Here is a 19,570-nt window from a genome sequence, read left to right as displayed (position 1 = left end):
GCTAGCTTTCGGGCATGAGCCACCTCAAGATCGTCGAGACCAGCACCGGGAAGTACTCCCTCCTGCTCAACGCCGGGTCCACCGATGTGGACGACGTCGTCGAAGACCTGGGACGCGAGCCGAACGGCTACTTCTGGGAAGGCGTCGCCCAGCGCCTCGTCGCCGCCGAGGCCCCCGGCCTCGACGAGCGGTTCGGCTACGACCCCGAAGGCGGCATGTTCTGCGCCTACGGCGACGACCGCGACGCCCTCGAAGCGCTCGCGGCCCTCATGGAGCCCCTCGCCTCCGACAAGGACCGGATGCGGGCCCTCATCGCCGCGGCCGACGCCGACGGGTTCGAGTTCGACGACTGATCACTCCTCGCGACCGCGCCGGGTGAAGATGTCCGCCAGCACCCGCAGCGCCATCACCGACGCGATGAGCAGCAGCGACAGGCCGAAGAACTGGAACAGCGTGAACTCCGAGGTCAGCATCGGCCCGGACTCGTTGCCCAGCAGCATCACCGCCATCAGCCCCGACGCCGCCGCGAGCACCGTCAAGAGCGCCTGGTGCAGCCACGCGGTCACCGTGCGGCGGTCCTCCGACTTCGCGAACAGCCGGAAGTTCACCGACAGCTGCCCCGACTCCACGGACGCCAGCAGCCGGTCGAGCCGCCGCGGGAGCTTGCGCAGCACCGGCAGCAGGTCGTGGACCTCCTCTATGACGAGGTCCTGCACCGCCGCGGGCCGCAGGCGCCGCTCGGCGTAGCGCTGGCCCACGTCCCGGGCCTCGGCGATGAGGTCGAAGCCCGGGTCGATCGCGGTCAGGCAGCCCTCCAGGGTGGCGAGCGTGCGGAACACGGCCGCGAGCTCGGGCGGGATCACGATGCGGTACTTGGCGATGATGCGGAACAGCTCGGAGAACATGCGGATGCCCGGGGCCGCGCCCGGCACGAGGTGGCGGGCCATGAACGAGCCGAGGGCCCGCTCGAACCCGGTCTGGTCGAGTTCGTCGGGGCGGCTGGAGACGCTCACGAGCGCGTCGGCGAGCGCGGGCCCGTCCTGGCGGTCCACGGCCTGGAGGATCGCCTCGAAGGAGGCGCGCAGCTCCCGGTCGAGCCGCCCGACCGACCCGTAGTCGATGAGCCCGATCCGGTCGTCGTCCAGGAGCATGAGGTTCCCCGGGTGCGGGTCGGCGTGGAAGATCCCGTCGACCATGATCTCGTCGAGGAGTTCCCGCAGCAGCGCCGCCGCCAAGGTCCGCCCGTCCAGGCCCCGTTCGGCGAGGTCCGCCGACGCGAGCGGGACGCCCGGCAGCCGCTCCATGACGAGGACCTGCTCGTCCGAGAGGTCCGCATAGGGCCGCGGCACCCGCACCTCGGCCCGCCGCCGGTCGTGGGCCGCCGCGACCTGCGCGAGGTTGCGGGCCTCCACGGTGAAGTCCACCTCCTCGCGGAGCGCCTCGGCGAACCCGTCGGCCAGCCCCAGGACGTCCATCGAACGGCCCCATGAGGTGTGCCGGTCGAGGCTGCGCGCGAGGCGCCGGATGATGTCGAGGTCCCGCTCCACCGTGACGTCGGCGCCGGGCCGCCGCACCTTCACCACGACCGCCTCCCCGCCGTGGAGCACGGCGGTGTGGACCTGCGCGATCGACGCGGCCGCGACGGGTTCGGCGTCGAAGGCCGCGAACACCTCGCCGACCGGCGCGCCCGCGGCGGCCTCCACGAGCCGCACCGCGCTCGTCCCGGGGACCGGCGCGGCCTGGTCTTGGAGCTTCGACAGCTCCGCGATGTACACGGCCGGAAGGAGGTCGCGCCGCGTCGAGAGGATCTGCCCGAGCTTCACGAACGTCACGCCCGCGTCGTCGAGCGCCCGCCGCAGGGCCCGCGCCATCTCCGCGTCCTGGGAGGCCAGCCGCCGCCCGCGCAGCAGGCCGATGAGGCCGTGGCGGCCCGCGATGGCGAGGATCTGGAGGTACCGGCGGGTGCGCCGCAGCCGCGTGCGCAGGCCCTTGAACCAGGTGCGCGCGGGCGGCACCGCGCCGGTCGGGATCACCGCCTCCCACACCACCAGCATGATCATCGCGATCACCGGCGCGGTCACGAGCGCGAGGCCCCACAGCGCGAACGTCCCCGGCAGCTCGTCCGAAGTGGGCTCGCGGTCGCGGAACGGCTCCATGAGGGAGGGGAGCAGTCCGTACTGCATGACCCCGTAGCCGCACACCGAGACCACGACGAGCCGCCACAGCGTGTACCGCACGTCGAGGAGCCTGGTCGCGACGTACGCGACGGCCGCGGTGTTGAACGCGATGCCGAACACCGACAGCAGGAACTCGGTCATGGGGAACGGCCTTTCCGGACGGGACAGCGCTCGACAGCACAGGCTACGCCGGAGGGTCCATCGGCGCCCGCCGTGCGCCGCGTGTCGCGCCCCGCCGCGCAATCGGACACACGCTTCGAACAAGCGCATGTCGGACACCGCGTTTACGCTGAGTCCCATGACCATCGCAGAAGCGCCGCGACCGACCGCGGCCGAACCCGCACCGGACCGCGCCCTGGACGATCACGCGCCCGACCTCCCAGGCGACCCGGCCCGCACCACGATCCGCCGCCGGACCGCCCGCGCCGTCCTCCTCGACCACCACGGCCGCGTCCTGCTCCTGGACCGGCCCGCGAAGATCCGCGACGTGGGCGACCGCTACTTCCACACCCCCGGCGGCGCGATCGAGCCCGGCGAGACCCCCGCCGAGGCCGCCGCCCGGGAACTCGACGAGGAACTCGGGTTCGCCGCCGCCCCGGCGGAACTCGGCGCGCCGGTCGCCACCTGCTACAGCCTCCAGCAGCGCATCGACTCCGGCGCGTTCGTCGCCGCCGCCGACGAGTTCTTCCTCCTGCGCACCGACGCCGCCCGCACCCCCGCGGCCACCCCGCACGCGTGGCTCGACGCCGACGCCATGGACGCCGCGCCAGTGCGCGTCCTCCCGCGCGGCCTCCCCGACCTCGTGCGCCGCCTCCTCACCGAGGGGCCGCCGCAGACGCCGATCCACATCCGCTGGTAGGGATCAGGTGACCAGGCCGTGCCGGTAGGCGTAGACCACGGCCTGGACGCGGTCGCGCAGCCCAAGCTTGCCGAGGATGCGCGACACGAAGGTCTTGACGGTCTCGGGGCTGATGACCAGGGCCGCGGCGATCTCGCCGTTGGAGCGGCCGTCGGCGATGAGCCGCAGCACCTCCAGCTCGCGCGGGGTCAGCGGGACCTCGACCGGCCCGCCCGCCGGGCGGATGCGCGCCGCGTACCTCCCGACCAGGGCCCGGGTCACCTCCGGGTCGAGGAGGGCCGCCCCGGTCGCCACGGTCCGGATGCCTTGCAGCAGTTGGGAGGGCGGGGCGTCCTTGAGGAGGAAGCCGCTCGCGCCCGCGCGCAGGGCCTCGTAGACGTACTCGTCCAGGTTGAACGTGGTCACCACGAGGACCTTCACCGGGTCGGCGACCGCGTCGCCCGCCAGGCGCCGGGTCGCCTCGATGCCGTCGAGCACCGGCATGCGCACGTCCATGAGGACCACGTCGGGTCGCAGCCGCCGCGCGAGGTCCACAGCGGACCCGCCGTCGCCGCACTCGCCCGCGACCTCCAGGTCCGGCTGGGCGTCGATGATCGTGACCAGGCCCGTGCGGACGAGCATCTGGTCGTCGCACACGAGGACCCGGATCGGCGCGCTCACGAGGCGCCCCCGGCCGGGATGCGCGCCCGGATCGCGAACCCGCCCTCGGTCGCGCCCGCCTCGAACTCCCCGCCGAGCAGGTCCACCCGCTCCCGCAGCCCCGCCAGGCCCCGCCCGCCCCCGGACACGGCCGGGCCCGCCGCCGATCGCTCGCTCGCCACCTCCACGGTGATGTCGCTGTCCCTGTGGCGCACCACGACCCGCGTGGGGCTGCTGCGGGCGTGCTTGAGCGCGTTCGTGAGCCCCTCCTGCACCACGCGGTACGCGACGAGGTCGGCGCTGCCGGTGGACGCCGCGGGCGTGCCCTGCTCGGTGAACTCGACGGGCTGCCCGGCCTGCCGGGTCTGCTCCACCAGCGTCAGGAGCCGCCCGACCGGCGGCGTCCGCGGCTCGGCCCCGCGGCCCGGTTCGAGGAGGTCGAGCAGGTGCCGCAGGTCCGTGACGGCGCGGCGGCCGGTCTCGCCCACCGCCTGAAGCGACCGGTCGAGCCGTTCCGGTGCGGCCGTGAGGTACCGGGCCGCCTCGGCCTGGACGACCATGGCCGTGACGTGGTGCGTGACGACGTCGTGCAGCTCCCGCGCGATCCGGGTCCGCTCCGCGGCGCGGGTCGCCTCGGCGACGCGGAGCCGCCGCTCGGCCTCCGCCGCCCGCGTGGACCGCAGCCACGCGCCGAGGCCCCACGTCACCGCCAGCAGCACGTAGAACACGGCGAACCCGGCGACGCCCTCGGCGGACCCGAGTCCGGTGAGCGCGAACGCCAGGCCGACGTACACTGCCGTGAGGACCGCGATCGCGGTGCGCCGGAACCGGTCCAGGTGCGCGCCCGCGCTGAGCAGCGCGATCCCCAGGGCCGTGCCCGCGACCGTGTGGTAGCTCCCCAGCGAGGCGAGCGTGAACCCGAGCGCGATCAGTCCGAGGCTCACCCCGGGTCGCTTGCGGCGCAAGGCGACCGGGAGGCATTCGAGCGCGAGGACCGCGAACCCGAGCGCGTCCAGCGGCCGCCCCGGCAGGTCGCCCACCTGGGTCTCGTGGCCGCGGAGCACCGGCAGGAACGACAGGGCCGCCAGCAGCAGCCCGAGGGGGAGGTCCCGGACCGCGACGTCGAGTCGGCGCCAGCGGTCCAGGAGGCGTTGCATCACCGGGGCAGTGTAGCGGCGGCGTCGGCGCGGTCGCCGCGGCGACGGAGCGGCACGAGGTGCCCGCGCCGCTTCGCGATCCACAGGAACACGACCGTGAGCGCGGCCCCCGCGAACACCGCGTACCCGCTGCCTTCGGGCCCGAACGCCCCGCCGCTGACCGCCACCGGCCCGGAGGTCGCCGCGTCCAGGAGCCCCTGCGGGGTCCCGTTCCCCGACACCTCGGTCGAGAAGATCGCCGACGCCGCGACGTTCCATCCGAAGTGGAGCCCGATCGGCAGCCACAGCCGCCGCGTCGCGATGTACGCCGCGCCGAGCATCCCGCCCGCCTCGATCGCGATCGCGATGGCGCCCCACAGGGTCGCGTTCGGGTTGGTCAGGTGCGACAGGCCGAACAGGAGGCTCGTGGACCCCAGCGCGATCCACGTCCCGAACCAGCCCTCGACGATCCGCAGCAGCACCCCGCGGAACAGCAGCTCCTCCGTCACCGCCGCCGCGGCCATGAACCCGACCAGCCCGACCGCGCCCTCCGGCGACCCGAGACCGTCCACCGTGTAGTGGCCGAGGAACGCGATGTTCGCGATGACGAACCCGAACATCGCCACGCCCAGCACCGTCCCCAGCGCCGTCCCGCCGACCGCGCCCGGCCGCCCGAGCTCGGCCACCGCCCGCCGCTCGGTCTTCGCGACCACCCAGCGGTACACGAGGACCGCGACCACCGCCGTCCCCAGGCCGAGCGCCAGTTGCAGCCACGGGCTCCCGTTGACGGCGTACAGGCCCTGACCGCCGAGGAAGGCGATCAGCGCGACCGCCGCGAGCTGCCATACCAGTCTCATGAGCACTCCTTCGCAGATCCGCGGCGGGGGCGCCGCGGCATGCGCTGAACGCTACGGACCGCCGCGCCCGCCCGAATCCCCCCGAAGTCGACACTTCCGCGTAGCTCGCGCGGGGGACAAGCCGGGCAACGGGAAAGGGCCCGCCGGTCGGCGGGCCCCGTTCCTGAAAGGACTACTTCTCGCCCGCCTTGCGCGCATAGACCATGCGCCGCAGCAGCATCTCCGCCGGTCCCCGGTACCGCGCGCGCCGCATCATGTCGGCCGCGACCACGGTCAGGGCCCACACCAGGACCGCGCACAGCCCCGACACCAGCAGCGGACTGGACGACCGCTCCGCCAGCGCCAGCCCGAACGGCGCCGCCAGCGCCAGCCACGCCACCGACTGGAACAGGTACCCCGTCAGCGACCGCTGCCCGAGCGCCGAGACCGCCGTGACGACCGGCCCCTGCTTCATCTTGCCGCGCAACGCGTACGCGATCAGCCCGAACACCGCCGCGTACCCCAGGCCCCCGAAGAACCCGGAGGTCTCGTACAGCATCTTCGCCGAGCCCGCCGTGGCCTCGTCCATGTCGATCGCGCCCGCCGTCAGCAGCGCCATCGGCAGCCCGCCCGCCAGCGCCACCGCGAGACCGCCGACGGCCGTGGCGCGCAGCAGCGCCAGGTGCTCCTGCGGCGCTTCGAGGACGCGGTGCCGCGCCGCCCACGCGCCGACCCACACCATGAGGATCATCGGCACGATCGTGAGCGTGTGCACCGGCCACTCGGCCGCCCGCTCCGCGAGCGACTCCAGGTACGTCGGCGCGAGCGCGGACGGGAAGGGCGACACCGGGATCGCCGCGCCGCTGCCGCCGCCGGCCAGGCCCATGACGGCCAGCACCGCCAGAACCAGCGTGTACGCGCCGCCGACCGCGAGGTACCAGGGCGCGAAGCGGTGGACGCGCTCGGAGCGCTGGAGCAGCAGGAGCGTGAACAGCACGCAGATGAGGCCGTACGCGCCGAGGAAGTCCCCGGAGTAGAGCAGCACGCCGTGGACGGCGCCGAAGAGGAACAGGGCCGCGCCGCGGCGCAGCAGCACGTTCCGGACCTGCCGCGGCGAGGCCCCGGACCGCTCCTGGCGGCGCGAGAGCTGCACGAGGCCGTAGCCGAAGAGGAGGGCGAACAGCGGGAACGCGCGGGCGTGCACGAGTTCGACCATGAGGAAGTTGTAGACGCGCTCGAAGCCCTGCGGGTGGAGCTCGACGCCGGGGGCGCTGGCGAGGAAGTACCCGGCGCTGTTGGCGAGGGCGATGAGCAGGAGCATGGCGCCGCGGGCGAGGTCGGGGGCGAGGGCCCGCTCGGCTTGGCGGACGGGGCCGCGGGCGGTGCCGGGCCCCGCGGGCGGGGCGGTGGTGGTCGGGGTGGTCATGTCGATTCCTTCGTTCCGTGGACCGAGATAGTGTCTGAAGGATACTATACGAGGGACACTAATGGGGTGTGCGATGATGGCCCCCGCATCCCCACGAGCAGAACGGAGGGCGGCCAGGCCATGGACCAGGAGCGCGTGCCGCCGGAGCTGGCGCGGCTGTGGCGCATCGCACCCGATGCGAAGCGCGGCCGCCCGGCCCGCCTCGACGTCGGGACGGTCGTGGACGCTGCGGTGGCCCTGGCCGACCGCGAGGGGATCGCGGCCGTGACCCTCCCGCGGGTCGCCGAGGCCCTCGACGTGACCAAGATGTCGCTCTACCGTCACGTCGGCTCCAAGGACGAGCTGCTCGACCTCATGCGCGACGCCGCCCAGGGCCCCGTCCCCGAGGCCCTCGCGGGCACCGGCCCGTGGCGGGAGCGCCTGCGGCGCTGGGCGGTCGAGCAGATGGCCGTCCTCACCGCCCACCCGTGGCTCGCGCAGGTCCCGCCCTCGGGCCCGCCCAGCGGCCCCAACGGGATCGACTGGTTCGACGCGGGGCTGCGCACCATGCGCCCGACCCGCCTCGACTGGGGCGCGAAGGTCGGCGCGATCATGATCGTCAGCGGCTACGTCCTCAGCGCCGCGCAGCTCGCGCAGTCGCTCGCGCGCGGCCGCGAGGGCACCGGCCTGGACCAGGCCGCCGCCGAGCGCGAGTACGGGCGCGCGATGGCCCGCCTGGTCGACCCGGAGCGCTTCCCCGACGCCGCCGCGCTCTTCGGCGGCGGGCTCCTGGAGGACACGGGGGAGGACACCGGCGAGAACGACTTCTTCTTCGGCCTGGACCTCCTCCTCGACGGCGTGGCCGTCGCTGTCGCGGCCGCCGAGGAGCAGTAGGCAGCGGAACGGCCCCGCGCCGAAAAAGCGCGGGGCCGGACCGGTTTCGTTCAGCGGGCCGAGAACTCCCGGATCAGCGGCACGTACTCGGTGGCCTGCCCGCCGCCCGCCGCGCCGGTCGCCGTCCACAGGCACGGCAGCTCCGACTGGCACTCGGGGCTCCACAGCAGCGCCACCGCCGCGCCGCCGTCCCTCATCCCCTCGATCGCGGCGCGCATGAGCGCCACCGAGCTCGACTCGTCGGCGCTTGAGGCGGGCGCGTAGAACTCCGACCACCACACGGGCAGGTCGGTGCGGGCGGTGATCCACTCGGTGACGTCGCGGAACTTCTCGTACACGCCCGCCGCCGCGGGGTGGTACCCGTCGTTCGTGGACGACCACGCGTCCACGGTGAAGAACTCGGCCCCGTCGGCGTTCGCGAGCCAGTACTCCATGGCGTCGAGGTCGCGCCGGTCCGCGGTGCCCCAGGACCCTTCGAGGTCGGAGCAGTCGTGCGCGCAGTCCTGGAAGCTGTTGAGCGACACGTAGGGCCCGCCGATCTTCGCGTCGGGCCGGACCTCCTTGACGGCGGCGTACACGAGGTTGTACAGCTCCGTGTAGCCCTCGTGGTCCCAGCGGTTGAGGTCCTCGTTCCAGAAGCCCTTGAACTCGTTCCAGACCTGGAAGTACTCGACCTGCGGGTACCGCGCGGCGGCCTCGGCCGACAGCTGGGCGTACTCGTCGTAGAACTGCGGCTGCGGCGCCTCGTACGCGTCGGGCCAGTCCTCGCCCGAGGGGGTCATCCAGCCGGGCGCGCAGCACAGCGTGACCACGGGCGTCCCGCCGGTCGCCTCGATCAACTCGATGCGCTCGTCGAGGCTGCCCCAGTCGCGGGCGCTCGAATTCGCTGCGGGCCAGGGGTTCTCGGCGCCGAAGCCCATGAGGTGCTGGTTCTGCAAGGGACCCACGCTGCTCAGGATCTCCCTGGCGTCCGCGACGGCCTGCTCCTCGCCCCACCAGTCGGCGCTGTAGCGCTCGTGCGTGACGCCGACCTGGAACGCGGCGTCCGCGTCCGCTCCGTCGGCGTACGCGGGGACCGTGACGGCGGCGACCGCCAGGATGCTCGCCCCGGCCAGGCCGAGCATCGCACGGCGGCCCCGCCGTCTCGATCCGTCTACGCTGCGCTTCGATCCAGATACTCTGTGGAGGGTCATGGATCTCCTTATGGCAGAAGGGATATCGCCGACCTCATGCTATGGCTTCGGACACTTCGGGGCAAGCGTCGCGGAGCGGCCGGCGATATCCTTCCTCAAGCCTCCACGGGCTCGGCCATGGACTCGGTGAGTTCCTCCCTGAGGCCGCCGAGGGTGCGGCTGAGCAGGCGCGAGACGTGCATCTGCGAGATGCCCACCTCTTCGGCGATCTGCGTCTGCGTCATGTCGCCGAAGTAGCGCAGCGCCAGGATGGTGCGCTCGCGCTCGGGCAGCTCCTGGAGGAGCGGCGCCAGCGTCTCGTGGTCGTCCACGAACGCGAGCGCGGCGTCCTCGTCGCCCATGGTCTCGGCCAGGGGGAGCCGGCCGTCGTCCTCGAACGGGGACTCGTCGAGGGAGACGGGCCGGTACGCCTGGCGCGCTTCGAGGCCTTCGAGGACCTCGCGCTCGGTGATCCCCAGGTGCGCGGCGAGTTCGGCCTCCGTCGGGGGGCGGCCGAGGCGCTGCGACAGCTCGGGGGTGGCGTTGTTGATGTTCAGGCGCAGTTCCTGGAGGCGGCGGGGGACGCGCATCGGCCAGGTCGTGTCGCGGAAGTGCCTTCTGACCTCGCCCATGACGGTCGGGACCGCGAACGAGAGGAAGTCGGACCCCTTGCTCGTGTCGAAGCGGTCCACGGCGTGGATGAGGCCGACCGAGGCGACCTGCACCAGGTCGTCCTTGGCGATCCCCTTGCCGGAGAAGCGCCTCGCGATGTGCTCTGCCAGCGGCAGGTAGCCGGTCACGAGCCGGTCCCTGACCTCGGACCGCTTCGGGTCCTCCGGGTCGAGTCCTTCGAGCTCGGCGAACAGCGGCTCCAGGTGGCCGTACTCCTCGGATCGGGTCTTGCGGCGGTCGTGTCGTACGTCGTTCATCGTCTTCCTCCCGATTGGTGATCGGCCGGGGCGCAGACGTCGTGCGGGTTGTCCGTCTATTCTCGGCAGTGCTCCGAAGGGCCGGGGTGCCCTGGGAACGCCTTGTCCTTCATCATATGAGCGGTTCCCGGAGATGTCACCTACCGGCGGGTAACTCTTTTGAATAAACCTGTTTGTGATGCACATCACGTGTCAATTCGACATAACACAAGGGCGGGACCGACCGGCCCCGCCCCTCCCGCCTCACCCCTTGCGGGCCTCGGCGACGAGCGCGCCCACGCGGGCGCGCTCCTCGCGGCCCCAGGTCTCCTTCGTCAGGAGGATGCCGGCCAGGCCGACGAGCGCGGCGAACAGGTACAGCATCGACGCGCCGGGCCACCCGAACTTCCCGACGAGCGCGGCCGCCAGCAGCGGCGCGAACCCGCCGAGCGCGGCGGCGATCTGGTACCCGAGCGAGGCCCCCGACGTCCTGGTGGCCGTGCGGAACTGCTCGGTCAGCAGCGAGCCCTGCGTGCCCGTCAGGGCCGCGTGGATGAACCCGATGCCGATGACGAACACCGCGACGACGAGCGCGGGCTCCCCGTCGTTGGTCAGGAGGTACATGGGGAACGCGAACAGCGCCGCCGCTATGCAGCCGCCGATGTACACGGGGCGCCTGCCGATCCGGTCGGTGAGCGTCCCGGCCAGGAACGTCACGGCGATCGCGGTGATGCTCGCGGCGGTGATCGCGCCGAGCGCGACGGGCCGCAGCTCCGGCTCGCGCTCGGAGATGTAGTTGAGCAGGTACGTCGCGGTCGAGTAGTACGCGAAGGACTCCACGATCCGCAGCGCGATGACCCGGAGGATGCCCCGCCAGTCGTCGCGCCAGGTGGCGAGGAACGGGTTCTTCTCGGTCTTCCCGGCGGCCTGCGCCTCCTCGAACTCCGGGGACTCCGAGAGCCGGGACCTGACGATGAGCGCGACGATGACCAGGACGGCGCTGAACAGGAACGGGGTGCGCCACTGCCAGTCGCCTTCGAGGGTCGCGCTCCACGCGAACATGCCGCTGGCGAGGGCGATGCCGAGCGGGTTGCCGGACTGGGGGATCGCGGCGAACATGCCGCGGCGGTGCCACGGCGCGTGCTCGTAGGCCATGGTGATCGCCCCGCCCCACTCGGCGCCGAACGCGAGGCCCTGGATCATGCGGACGACGGTGAGGATGACCGGCGCGGCGGCGCCGATCTGCGCGTACGTCGGCATGAGGCCGATCGCGAAGGTCGCGGCGCCCATGACGATCATGGCGCCGACGAGGACGGGCTTGCGGCCGTAGCGGTCGCCGAGGTACCCGCCGATCGCGCCGCCGAGGGGCCGCATGACGAAGCCGACCGCGAGGGTCGCGAACGCCAGGAGCGTGCTCGTCAAGGGGTCCTCGGACGGGAAGAACACGGTGCCGAAGTACAGCGCCGCGGCCGTGCCGTAGGCGATGAAGTCGTAGTTCTCGACGCTGGTGCCCGCGGCCGCCGCGATGGCGGTCTTGACGTGGTCCTTCGAGCCGAGGGGGCTGCGTGCGGGGGCGGTCGCTGCCTGGGTCATGCGGGGGATCTCCTTTGATCGGTGCCGGGACCTGTTGCGGGGGTAGGGGTTCAGTCGAGGGCGTTGAGCTTCGCGACCCGGCGGCGCGTGTCCTCGTCGTCGTCGAAGACCGCCGCGAGGAACTCGCGCACGATGTCGGGGACGAGCGCGTGCGGCACGAGCCAGGCGCCCATGGCGATCGCGTTGGCGTCGTCGTGCTCCACGGCCTGGTGCGCCGAGTACGGCTCGTGGGCGAGCCCGCAGCGGATGCCGGGGAGCTTGTTGGCGGCCATGACCGCGCCCTGCCCGGTGCCGCACACCAGGACCGCCCGGTCGGCGCGGCCCTCCAGCACGGGCCCGCACGTGGCCCGCACGATGTCGGGGAAGTCCACGGGCTCGGCGCTCCAGGTCCCGCAGTCGAGGACCTCGTGCCCCAGGCCCTCGATCACCTGGCGGACGGTGTCCTTCATGGGGAAGCCGGCGTGGTCGGCTCCGAGCGCGATCCTCATCGGTCGGTGCTCCTCTCGGTTGCGGCGGTGGGTGTTCCGTGGTAGGTCATCAGGCGCCGCCCGCGGAGCGGTCGACGAACACGGTCGCGACGCGCTGCGGGGCCGCGGTCCCGCCCTCGATGAGGGCGAGCAGGCCCCGCACCCCGGCGCGGCCGATCTCCGGGGCGTCGTTCCTGACGGCGCTCACCGGCGGTGACATGAAGGCGAACCACTCGACGTCGTCGAAGGACACGAACTCGATGAGCGAGGCCGCCTCGGCGCCGAGGCGCTCGCGGACGGCGCGCATCGCGCCGAGGGTGGTCTGCCCGTTCGCGCCGAAGACCGCCGTCGGGAGCGCGCCGCGGTCGAGGATGCGCAGCATCGCCTCCGCCGCGCCGTCGGCGAGGAAGTCGCCCGCGTCCACGAGCGCGTCGTCGGCGCTGATGCCGTGCGCCGCACGCCCGGCCAGGTACGCGTCGTGGCGCTCGGCGCCCGTGGAGAACGTCTCCGGGCCGCCGATGAAGGCCACGTCCCGGTGGCCCCGGCGCTGGAGCCACTTGAGCGCCTGGGCCACGCCGCCCGCGTTGTCGGTCCCGTAGAGCGGCGCGTCCACGCCCTCGATCGACCGGTTGAGCAGCACGATCGGCAGGTCCGAGGCGAGCAGCGCCTCCAGGCGGGGCGTCTTGGGGCCCTGCGGGGACAGCAGCAGGCCGTCGATGCGCTGCGCGGCGAAGACGTCGAGCACCGCGTCCGCCTGCGCCGCGTCCTCGTTGGCGTTCGCGAGGATCACCGTGTAGCCGTGGGCGCGCGCCTCCTGCTCGGCGGCGTGGGCCAGCTCGGAGAAGAACGGGTTGCGGATGTCGGAGACCAGGAGTCCGAGCACGTCGGTGCGGGCGCGGCGCAGCGAGCGGGCCGGACCGTTGGCGATGTACCCGAGTTCGGCGGCGGCGGCGAGGACGCGGGCGCGCGAGTCGGGGGAGGTCTGGGGGCTGCCGCTGAGGACGCGGGAGGCGGTGCCGACGGCGACCCCGGCCCGGGCGGCGACGTCTTTGATCGTGGCCAACGGTGGCACCTCTCTGTGCACTGGACTCCGATGTCATGGAATCGTTTCCATGGCGGAAACGTTTCCACCGTAACACCGCTTCAGACGGGAACGCAAGCCCGAGCCCCCGGTCTGCCCCGCAACAGCGACCCGAAACCCCGGCCGCCGAGCCCGCCCCGACCGGCACTCCCGCAACTCCCGCGCTCCCCGGTACACAGAACTTGAAATAGACTCCTATGATTCAGTCAGTCCTGCCGGTGCTCCGCACCCGCGTGCGGCGAACGACGATCCGAAGGGGGAGCCGTGGGCGACAAGCGCCGTCCGGCGGCGAAGGGCAAGACCCCCGCGACCATCTACGACATCGCGCGCATCACCGGCGTCAACCCCTCCACCGTCTCCCGCGCCCTCAACCAGCCCGGCCGCGTCAGCGCCAGCACCGAGCAGCGCATCCGCGAGGCCGCCGCCGACCTCGGCTACCGCACCAACCCGATGGCCCGCGCCCTCCCCACCGGCAAGACCGGCACCCTCGGCCTCCTGGTCTCCGACCTCACCAACCCCGTCTACTTCGACCTGGTCCGCGGCGCCGAGCGCATCGCCCGCGAGCACGACGCGATGCTCATCTTCGCCGACTCCCAGGAGTCCGCCGAACTCGAACGCTCCACCGCCGAGCGCCTCCAGATCGCCGTCGACGGCCTCCTCCTCGTCGCCTCCCGCCTCGAAGACGCCCAGATCCAGGACCTCGCCGCCGCCAAGCCGATCGTGGCCGTCAACCGCCCCGTCCCCGGCGTCCCCTCCGTCGCCCCCGACGTGCGGCCCGGCATGGTCGAGGCCCTCGACCTCCTCCACGGCCTCGGCCACCGCCGCCTCGCCTACCTCGCCGGGCCCGAGGCCTCCTGGATGAACGGCATGAAGTGGGTGACCGCCCACGACCTCGCCGTCGACCGCAGCATGTCCATCGTGGAGATACAGACCGCCGCGCCCACCCGCGAGGGCGGCACCGACGCGTTCGCCGCCGTCATGGCCGCCGACGCCACCGCCGTCCTCGCCTACAACGACCTCGTCGCCCTCGGCCTCCTCGGCGCCTGCCGCCGGCACGGCGTCGACGTCCCCCGCGACCTCAGCCTCATCGGCTTCGACGACATCTTCGGCGCCGACCTGTCCGCGCCCGCGCTCTCCACCGTCCGCTGCTCCTGGGGCGACATGGGCTCCCGAGCCGTCGCGAAGCTCCTGGGCGCCATCGAAGGCGACGCCAGCGGCGCCGAGCTCAACCTCCCCACCGAGTTCGTCGCCCGCGACTCCGTCGCCGCGCCCCGCCCCTAGCGGACCCTGACCGCCTTCTTCTGCAACGAGACCGCGAACGCGTCGGTCTCCCCGAGGTCGTCCCCGTCGATCTCCAGCACCAGCGGCCGGGACAGCTTCACGCTCAGCTCCGAGGCCCGCCCGTGCTCGGCGGTGTCCGCGCTGGCGGCCTTGTCCTCGCCGGTGATGAGCCGCCGGACCCCGTTGTCCCACACGAAGGACCGGAGCGTGTCGATCCACCCGCCCACGCCCTCGGCGCTGAGCAGCAGCAGGTCCAGCTCCCCGTCGGAGGGGTCGGCGTCGGGGAGCAGGCGGATGCCGCCCTGGAGGGTCCCGCAGTTGCCGATGAGCAGCGTGTGCCCGGCGGTGCGCTCGGGCTCGCGCCCGTCCACCGCCAGGTCGATGTCGACGACCTCGGTGGCGTTCACGGCCCGCCCCAGCGACTCCACGTAGGCCAGCCAGCCGACGCGGCTCTTCAGGTCGTCGTCGGTCTCGGCGATCATGTGCGCGTCGATCCCGAAGCCCAGCATGACGGCGAACGCGCTGCGCACGGACTCGCCGTCCACTTCGGCCTCGACCCAGCCGAGGTCGATGTCCTTCGCGCGGCCCTCGAACGCCCGCTCCATGGCCTTCGGCAGGCTGTTCAAAGGCACCCCGAGGTTCCGCGCGAGGAGATTCCCGGTGCCCATCGGGACGATCCCGAGCTCGGCCTTCGCGCCGCTCGCGGCGAGCCGCTCGGCGACGGCTCGCACGGTCCCGTCGCCGCCCGCGGCCACGACCACCTCGGCCCCGGCTTCGAGCGCCTCGTCCGCGGCGCCGCGGCCCGGGTCGTCAGGGCTCGTCTCGTGCCAGGTGAGGGCCGCGTCGGTCGCCGGGAGCGCCTTGCGCAGGTCCTCCTTGGCGGTCTTGGACGGGTTCCACACGATCGCGATCCGGTCGCCTGCCATCGTCGTCTCCTTGTCGCGCACGGACGCTCAGCTCGCCGCGCAGAGGTGCCCAGCCTAGCGGCCTCACGAGACCTCGACGACGACCTTCCCCCGATTGTCCCCGGCGGCGATCCGCCGGAACGCCGTGGTCGCCGCCGCGAGCGGGTACACCCGGTCGATCACCGGGGCCACCGCGCCGTCGAGCACCAGGGCCGTGACCGCTTCGAGGTCGGCGCGCGACTGCGGCACGACCAGCACCCGGACCCGCCTGCCCGACCCCAGGCCCGCGGTCGGCCCGGCGAGGAGCACCGCGAAGAGGATGCGCGTCTGCCCGCCGACCATGAGGTACCGGCCGCCGGGGCGCAGCGCCCGCCCCACCCGGTACGGCGAGCGGTGCCCGACGAGGTCCACGACCCGGTCCCAGGCCCCGCGGCGGCGGGCCCAGTCCTCGTCCTCGTACCCGATCGTCTCGTCGGCGCCGACGCGCCGCAGGTACTCGGCCTTGTCGGCCCGGTCCACGGCCGTCACCTCCGCGCCGAAGTGCTTGGCGAGCCCGATGACCATGGCGCCCCCGGCGCCGCCCGCGCCGTTGACGAGGACCTTCTCGCCCTCCCGCACGCCCGCGGTGGCCCGCAGGGCGATGCACCCGGCCTGCGGCAGGGCCGCGGCGTCCACGAACGACAGCTCGGAGGGCTTGCGGGCCAGCAGCCTCGGCGGGGTCGCGACGTACTCGGCGAGCCCGCCGCGGTACCCGAGCAGCTCCCCGAAAACCTCGTCGCCGGGCGCGTACTCGGTGACGGCGCTCCCCACGGCCTCCACCACGCCGGCCACATCGGAGCCCGGCACCGGGTGCCGCGGGCTGCGCAGCCCGCCGATCCTGGCGTAGAACGGGCTCCCGGCGAGGTTCTCGCGGTCCGAGCCGTTCAGGGACGCGGCCCTGACCTTGACGAGCACCTCGCCCTCCGCGGGCTCGGGCCGGGGGAGCTCCCCGAGCTCGACCTCGTCGGGGCTCCCGTACCGCTGCTGGAGGACGGCTCGCATGGCGGACTCCTGTCTCGCGCCGGAGCGTCCAGCATAGACGGACCGGCGCCGGGGCCGGGTCCGCGATCCGGGACGTCCGCACCTCCTGGGGGCCTTGACAATCACCGCCGCACCGGAGCAATGTGATCACCAACACATCGAGCTGCGTAAATGCGCTCGGTGCGTCCCCGCGCCCGTCTCGCGGGGCCCGGACCGCCCTCCGCCTGAAGCAAGGAGTCAGCGCATGCCCGCCCTCAAGCAGCCCGTGCGCGGCGTCGCCGCCGCGCTCTTCATCATGGTCGTGGCCCTGGTCTTCATCTCCCTCTTCGACTGGCCGACCTTCGCCGGCTGGGTCTCGTACTACCTCATGTGCGCCATCCCCGCGAGCCTCGTCATCGGCGTGTTCTGGCACGCCGAGCAGCCCGCCTTCGCCGCCGCCCGCCGCCAGCCCCTGCGCGGCCTGATCCACTTGGTGCTCGCCCTCCTCGTGGGACTCGTCGTCGCCCTCCTCTACGTCGTCACCGTCGGCGCGGGCGAGACCCCGCCGGCCCCGCCCCTGGTGCAGGCGATCATCGTCTCGGTCGTCGTCTGCTTCTGGCTCACCGTCATCTGGCAGGGGTGGCCCTTCGCCCGCATCCGCAACAAGCTCATCGCCGGGGTCGCCCTCCTCGTCGCCTGCTACGCCATCGCCGTCGCGGTCTTCCTGGTGTGCTTCGACTTCGCCTTCCTCGAAGGCAGCCCGCTCTACATCCCCGAGCAGGACCCCGGCGGCCTGTTCGACGGCTGGAGCGCCGTGGCCTTCCTCGTCTCCACCGTCGCGGCCATGTTCCTCATGGTCCACTTCGACCTGTGGCCGCTGTCGCGCTTCCCGAAGCTCATGCGCCAGCCGGTCCTAGGCGCGGTGTGGACCGCGGCCGCGTTCGCGATCGCCGCGGCCGCCTACCTGCTCGGCACCGGGGCCTTCGGCCAGGACGCGCCCGTGTACCTGGTGACCGTCCCGATCCCGTTCATCTTCGGCTCCATCCTCATGCTCAACACCTTCGAGGGCTCGCTGTTCGCGAAGTTCAAGCAGCCCTTGAAGGGCGTGGTCGCCGCGGTCGCCGCCGCCGCGATCGGCACCGTCCTCGCCCTCGTCTACCGCCTCCTCGCGCCGGTCCTCACCGGGGACCTCCCGTCCGGCGCGCCGAGTTTCGACCTGGAGGTGTGGATCGCGTCCGCGCTCCTGGCGGTCACCTTCCCGCTCCTGGCCTTCCACGCCGACTTCTTCCAGCTCTGGCCCGTCGGCGAACGGGCCCGGGCGGAACCGGCCGCGGACGCCTGACCACCTCCCACGGGCGCCCGGGCCGAGGCCCGGGCGCCCTTCGCGCGCCCCGCGATGAAATTAATTCTCCTGAAGCGTTGACTTGGCCGCCAGTTCATCGTAATTTTCTTCATAAGGAACCTTCAATGAAAGGAATTTCCAGTGACGGCGACAGTGCGCAACCAGAGCGTGGTCGGGCGCCTCCGAACGGAGCTCGCGACGCTTCCCGATGCGCTGCAACGGGTCGCGACGCAGATCCTGGAGGACCCGGACGGCGCGGCGCGGGCGTCCATCGCGGACCTCGCCGACCGGGCCGGGACCTCCACGGCCACGGTCACCCGCTTCTGCCGCGTCCTCGGCTTCTCCGGGTACGCCGAGCTGCGCGTGGCCCTCGCCGCCGAGGGCGGCCGCGCCGAGCAGGCCCGCTGGGAGACCGACATCGACCGCGAGATCGAGCCGGGCGACCCGCTCGACCGCGTCCTGGGGATCGTCGCCAGCGCCGACTCCCGCGCGATCCAGGAGACCGCCTCCCGCCTCGACCTCGACCGGATCGACAGAGTCGCAGGGGCCGTCGCCGAAGCGGGCCGCGTCGAACTCGTGGGCCTGGGCAGCAGCGGCACGGCCGCAAGGGAACTGGCGTTCCGCCTGGAGCGCATCCGCGTCCCCTGCTGGTTCCGGCCCGACGCGCACACCGCGCTCACCAACGCAGCGCTCCTGCGCCCCGGGGACGTCGCGATCGGCCTGTCGCACTCCGGCCGCACCCGCGAGGTCGTCGAGGTCCTCGCCGAGGCCCGCGAGCAGGGCGCGCTCACCGTCGCGGTGACCTCCTTCGACCGCTCGCCGATGGCGCAGGCCGCCGACGTGGTGCTCACGACCGCCGTCCACGAGACGACGTTCCGCCTCGCCGCGCTCTCGGCGCTGCACTCCCAGCTCCTCGTCCTCGACCTCATCTACGTGGCCGTCGCGCAGCGCACCTACGAGCGCACCACCGAGGCGTTCGAGGTGACCGCCCGCGCCGTGCAGGCCCACCGCTTCGCCGACGAGCCGAACCGCGGCCGCCGCAACCGCACCCAGGAGGACCAGTGACCACCGAACCCACGCCCGCGCCGCGCATCACCGGCGCCGCTTACCTCGACCTCGTGACCGAGACGATCCGGCGCGTGGGGGAGCGGCAGGCCGCCGCGGTCGCCGCGGCCGCGCGGCTCGTCGCCGACTCGATCGCGGCGGGCGGCGTGCTCCAGGCGTTCGGGTCCGGGCACTCCGAGGCCCTCGCGATGGAGCTGGCCGGGCGGGCCGGGGGCCTGGTGCCCTCCAACAAGATCGCGCTGCGGGACCTCGTCCTCGCGGGCGGGCGCCCGCTGGAGACCCTCGCCGACCCGTTCCTGGAGCGCAACCCCGACATCGCGCGCCAGCTCCTCGAAACCGTCCCGACTGAGCCCGCCGACGTCTTCGCCGTCGCCTCCAACTCCGGGATCAACGGCGTCGTCGTGGAGCTCGCCCTCCTGGTGAAGGAGAAGGGCCACCCCCTGATCGCCTTCACCTCCGCCGAGCACTCCGCCCAGACCCCCTCAAGGCACCCGTCGGGCAAGCGGCTCAGCGAGATCGCGGACGTGGTGCTCGACAACGGCGCCCCCTACGGCGACGCCGCCATGCCGCTGCCCGGCGGCGGCGCGGTCGGCGCGGTCTCCTCCGTGACCTCGGCCGTGCTCGCCCAGATGGTCGTCGGCGAGGCCGTGCAGCGCCTCCTCGACGCCGGGCACGAGCCCCCGGTCTACCTGTCCGCCAACATCCCCGGCGGCGACGACCACAACCTGGCGCTCGAAGCCCGCTACGCCGGGCGCATCCGCCGCACCGCCTGACCCGACCCTTCCGCTGTCCCTTTCAACCCCCCCCGAAA

The 19,570-nt window shown here is 73.1% G+C and carries 19 protein-coding genes; 7 read left to right on the top strand and 12 right to left on the bottom strand.

The window, feature by feature from the left end; all coding sequences use genetic code 11:
- The first annotated feature begins 14 nt into the window (after positions 1-14).
- The gene (locus ACFFXY_RS15825; RefSeq protein WP_382352380.1) at positions 15-353 is read left to right on the top strand and encodes an Imm51 family immunity protein; all 339 of its coding nucleotides are present in this window, start codon (positions 15-17) and stop codon (positions 351-353) included.
- Here the strand turns inward: ACFFXY_RS15825 and ACFFXY_RS15820 are convergent, their stop codons facing one another.
- Positions 354-2,318, bottom strand: a complete 1,965-nt coding sequence (locus tag ACFFXY_RS15820; protein ID WP_382352377.1) for an ABC1 kinase family protein — start codon at positions 2,316-2,318, stop codon at positions 354-356. It abuts the gene before it with no gap.
- Between the two features lie 157 nt (positions 2,319-2,475).
- Here ACFFXY_RS15820 and ACFFXY_RS15815 point away from each other — a divergent pair, with 157 nt between their 5' ends.
- Positions 2,476-3,036, top strand: a complete 561-nt coding sequence (locus tag ACFFXY_RS15815; RefSeq protein ID WP_382352374.1) for an NUDIX domain-containing protein — start codon at positions 2,476-2,478, stop codon at positions 3,034-3,036.
- A gap of 3 nt (positions 3,037-3,039) precedes the next feature.
- Here ACFFXY_RS15815 and ACFFXY_RS15810 read toward each other — a convergent pair whose 3' ends face one another.
- The 4 genes from ACFFXY_RS15810 to ACFFXY_RS15795 all read right to left on the bottom strand — a co-directional run bounded on the left by ACFFXY_RS15810 (position 3,040) and on the right by ACFFXY_RS15795 (position 7,073).
- Entirely contained in the window at positions 3,040-3,696 is a 657-nt protein-coding gene (locus ACFFXY_RS15810) for a response regulator (RefSeq protein ID WP_382352371.1), read from the bottom strand.
- On the bottom strand, positions 3,693-4,832 hold the full coding sequence (locus tag ACFFXY_RS15805) for a sensor histidine kinase (protein WP_382355444.1): 1,140 nt from the start codon (positions 4,830-4,832) through the stop codon (positions 3,693-3,695). Before ACFFXY_RS15805 ends, ACFFXY_RS15810 begins: the two co-directional genes overlap by 4 nt.
- Positions 4,832-5,668: a CPBP family intramembrane glutamic endopeptidase gene (locus ACFFXY_RS15800; protein ID WP_382352368.1), complete on the bottom strand. Its 837-nt coding sequence runs from the start codon at positions 5,666-5,668 to the stop codon at positions 4,832-4,834. The genes ACFFXY_RS15805 and ACFFXY_RS15800 overlap by 1 nt, the downstream gene beginning before the upstream one ends.
- Before the next feature lie 172 nt (positions 5,669-5,840).
- Complete coding sequence (locus ACFFXY_RS15795) at positions 5,841-7,073, bottom strand: DUF418 domain-containing protein (protein ID WP_382352365.1); 1,233 nt, start codon at positions 7,071-7,073, stop codon at positions 5,841-5,843.
- A gap of 120 nt (positions 7,074-7,193) precedes the next feature.
- Here ACFFXY_RS15795 and ACFFXY_RS15790 point away from each other — a divergent pair, with 120 nt between their 5' ends.
- The gene (locus ACFFXY_RS15790) at positions 7,194-7,946 is read left to right on the top strand and encodes a TetR/AcrR family transcriptional regulator (RefSeq protein ID WP_382355441.1); all 753 of its coding nucleotides are present in this window, start codon (positions 7,194-7,196) and stop codon (positions 7,944-7,946) included.
- Between the two features lie 50 nt (positions 7,947-7,996).
- Here the strand turns inward: ACFFXY_RS15790 and ACFFXY_RS15785 are convergent, their stop codons facing one another.
- The 5 genes from ACFFXY_RS15785 to ACFFXY_RS15765 form a co-directional block, all read right to left on the bottom strand.
- Positions 7,997-9,139 carry a glycoside hydrolase family protein gene (locus tag ACFFXY_RS15785; RefSeq protein ID WP_382352362.1) on the bottom strand — a complete coding sequence of 381 codons (1,143 nt, stop codon included), beginning with the start codon at positions 9,137-9,139 and terminating at the stop codon, positions 7,997-7,999.
- Between the two features lie 95 nt (positions 9,140-9,234).
- Positions 9,235-10,047: a SigB/SigF/SigG family RNA polymerase sigma factor gene (locus tag ACFFXY_RS15780; RefSeq protein WP_382352359.1), complete on the bottom strand. Its 813-nt coding sequence runs from the start codon at positions 10,045-10,047 to the stop codon at positions 9,235-9,237.
- 243 nt (positions 10,048-10,290) lie between these two features.
- Entirely contained in the window at positions 10,291-11,619 is a 1,329-nt protein-coding gene (locus tag ACFFXY_RS15775) for an MFS transporter (protein ID WP_382352356.1), read from the bottom strand.
- A 50-nt stretch (positions 11,620-11,669) separates the two neighbouring features.
- Positions 11,670-12,107 carry an RpiB/LacA/LacB family sugar-phosphate isomerase gene (locus tag ACFFXY_RS15770; RefSeq protein WP_382352353.1) on the bottom strand — a complete coding sequence of 146 codons (438 nt, stop codon included), beginning with the start codon at positions 12,105-12,107 and terminating at the stop codon, positions 11,670-11,672.
- A gap of 49 nt (positions 12,108-12,156) precedes the next feature.
- Positions 12,157-13,149, bottom strand: coding sequence for a LacI family DNA-binding transcriptional regulator (locus tag ACFFXY_RS15765; protein ID WP_382352350.1), 993 nt, complete (start codon positions 13,147-13,149; stop codon positions 12,157-12,159).
- Between the two features lie 282 nt (positions 13,150-13,431).
- Between ACFFXY_RS15765 and ACFFXY_RS15760 the strand changes: the two genes are divergently transcribed.
- Complete coding sequence (locus ACFFXY_RS15760; RefSeq protein WP_382352347.1) at positions 13,432-14,448, top strand: LacI family DNA-binding transcriptional regulator; 1,017 nt, start codon at positions 13,432-13,434, stop codon at positions 14,446-14,448.
- Here ACFFXY_RS15760 and ACFFXY_RS15755 read toward each other — a convergent pair.
- Both ACFFXY_RS15755 and ACFFXY_RS15750 read right to left on the bottom strand, forming a co-directional pair.
- Complete coding sequence (locus tag ACFFXY_RS15755; protein ID WP_382352344.1) at positions 14,445-15,374, bottom strand: diacylglycerol/lipid kinase family protein; 930 nt, start codon at positions 15,372-15,374, stop codon at positions 14,445-14,447. The two genes, ACFFXY_RS15760 and ACFFXY_RS15755, sit on opposite strands and share 4 nt — an antisense overlap.
- 63 nt (positions 15,375-15,437) lie before the next feature.
- On the bottom strand, positions 15,438-16,394 hold the full coding sequence (locus ACFFXY_RS15750) for an NAD(P)-dependent alcohol dehydrogenase (RefSeq protein ID WP_382352341.1): 957 nt from the start codon (positions 16,392-16,394) through the stop codon (positions 15,438-15,440).
- 223 nt (positions 16,395-16,617) lie between these two features.
- Here ACFFXY_RS15750 and ACFFXY_RS15745 point away from each other — a divergent pair, with 223 nt between their 5' ends.
- From ACFFXY_RS15745 to ACFFXY_RS15735, 3 genes are all read left to right on the top strand, one after another.
- Positions 16,618-17,694: a hypothetical protein gene (locus ACFFXY_RS15745; protein WP_382352338.1), complete on the top strand. Its 1,077-nt coding sequence runs from the start codon at positions 16,618-16,620 to the stop codon at positions 17,692-17,694.
- Positions 17,695-17,835: 141 nt separating this feature from the next.
- Entirely contained in the window at positions 17,836-18,759 is a 924-nt protein-coding gene (locus ACFFXY_RS15740) for a MurR/RpiR family transcriptional regulator (RefSeq protein WP_382352335.1), read from the top strand.
- Positions 18,756-19,532: a sugar isomerase domain-containing protein gene (locus ACFFXY_RS15735; RefSeq protein WP_382352332.1), complete on the top strand. Its 777-nt coding sequence runs from the start codon at positions 18,756-18,758 to the stop codon at positions 19,530-19,532. The genes ACFFXY_RS15740 and ACFFXY_RS15735 overlap by 4 nt, the downstream gene beginning before the upstream one ends.
- The last annotated feature ends 38 nt before the right edge of the window (positions 19,533-19,570 follow it).

It is taken from the genome of Glycomyces mayteni (assembly GCF_042428885.1).
Classification (GTDB): Bacteria; Actinomycetota; Actinomycetes; order Mycobacteriales; family Micromonosporaceae; genus Glycomyces; species Glycomyces mayteni.
This window is presented reverse-complemented; position numbering and strand designations above follow the sequence as displayed.

Excerpts from the sequence above, each read along its gene's own strand:
- ACFFXY_RS15825 (WP_382352380.1), top strand. The coding sequence starts at position 15 with ATGAGCCACCTCAAGATCGTCGAGACCAGCACCGGGAAGTACTCCCTC.
- ACFFXY_RS15820 (WP_382352377.1), bottom strand. The coding sequence starts at position 2,318 with ATGACCGAGTTCCTGCTGTCGGTGTTCGGCATCGCGTTCAACACCGCG.
- ACFFXY_RS15815 (WP_382352374.1), top strand. The coding sequence starts at position 2,476 with ATGACCATCGCAGAAGCGCCGCGACCGACCGCGGCCGAACCCGCACCG.
- ACFFXY_RS15805 (WP_382355444.1), bottom strand. The coding sequence starts at position 4,832 with ATGCAACGCCTCCTGGACCGCTGGCGCCGACTCGACGTCGCGGTCCGG.
- ACFFXY_RS15800 (WP_382352368.1), bottom strand. The coding sequence starts at position 5,668 with ATGAGACTGGTATGGCAGCTCGCGGCGGTCGCGCTGATCGCCTTCCTC.
- ACFFXY_RS15795 (WP_382352365.1), bottom strand. The coding sequence starts at position 7,073 with ATGACCACCCCGACCACCACCGCCCCGCCCGCGGGGCCCGGCACCGCC.
- ACFFXY_RS15790 (WP_382355441.1), top strand. The coding sequence starts at position 7,194 with ATGGACCAGGAGCGCGTGCCGCCGGAGCTGGCGCGGCTGTGGCGCATC.
- ACFFXY_RS15785 (WP_382352362.1), bottom strand. The coding sequence starts at position 9,139 with ATGACCCTCCACAGAGTATCTGGATCGAAGCGCAGCGTAGACGGATCG.
- ACFFXY_RS15780 (WP_382352359.1), bottom strand. The coding sequence starts at position 10,047 with ATGAACGACGTACGACACGACCGCCGCAAGACCCGATCCGAGGAGTAC.
- ACFFXY_RS15775 (WP_382352356.1), bottom strand. The coding sequence starts at position 11,619 with ATGACCCAGGCAGCGACCGCCCCCGCACGCAGCCCCCTCGGCTCGAAG.
- ACFFXY_RS15770 (WP_382352353.1), bottom strand. The coding sequence starts at position 12,107 with ATGAGGATCGCGCTCGGAGCCGACCACGCCGGCTTCCCCATGAAGGAC.
- ACFFXY_RS15755 (WP_382352344.1), bottom strand. The coding sequence starts at position 15,374 with ATGGCAGGCGACCGGATCGCGATCGTGTGGAACCCGTCCAAGACCGCC.
- ACFFXY_RS15750 (WP_382352341.1), bottom strand. The coding sequence starts at position 16,394 with ATGCGAGCCGTCCTCCAGCAGCGGTACGGGAGCCCCGACGAGGTCGAG.
- ACFFXY_RS15745 (WP_382352338.1), top strand. The coding sequence starts at position 16,618 with ATGCCCGCCCTCAAGCAGCCCGTGCGCGGCGTCGCCGCCGCGCTCTTC.